This window comes from Dactylosporangium sucinum (assembly GCF_014647515.1).
GTDB lineage: Bacteria > Actinomycetota > Actinomycetes > Mycobacteriales > Micromonosporaceae > Dactylosporangium > Dactylosporangium sucinum.
Genome location: NZ_BMPI01000107.1, coordinates 1 through 436, shown reverse-complemented (window position 1 = coordinate 436; position 436 = coordinate 1). Strand labels below are relative to the sequence as shown.

General features: G+C 70.4%; 1 pseudogene. It reads right to left on the bottom strand.

Annotation, left to right across the window (positions count from 1 at the left end):
• Positions 1 to 436, bottom strand: a pseudogene (locus tag IEZ31_RS52460) (ArnT family glycosyltransferase); the annotation flags it as partial.

Here is a 436-nt window from a genome sequence, read left to right as displayed (position 1 = left end):
CCGGCGACGAGCAGCGCCGCGAACGGCAGCAGGGCGATGACGTACGCGAACGGCATGTACCCGCCGCGGCACATCATGACGACCTGGATCAGCAGGGCGAGGGCGATCGGCCGCAGCCGGGCGACCGCGACCCCGGCCGGGATGAGCAGCACCCCGGGCAGCAGCAGCCACGGGTCGAGGTCGGTCCATGATTTCGCCAGGCTGAAGGTGCCGGAGGAGGGATCGAGGAGGCTGCCGCTGCCCGACCGGCCGAACAGCTGCCACCACAGCGCCCAGGTGAGGCTGACGTGCCCCGGACCCGAGAGGAACTCGCTCTTCAGCAGGGCGAACACCGGGTAGGAGGAGACCAGCACGGTGAGGGAGACGAAGAAGACGCCGAGGTTCCACACCCGGGTTCGCCGGTCGGTGTGCTGGACCAGCAGCCAGACCAGGGCCG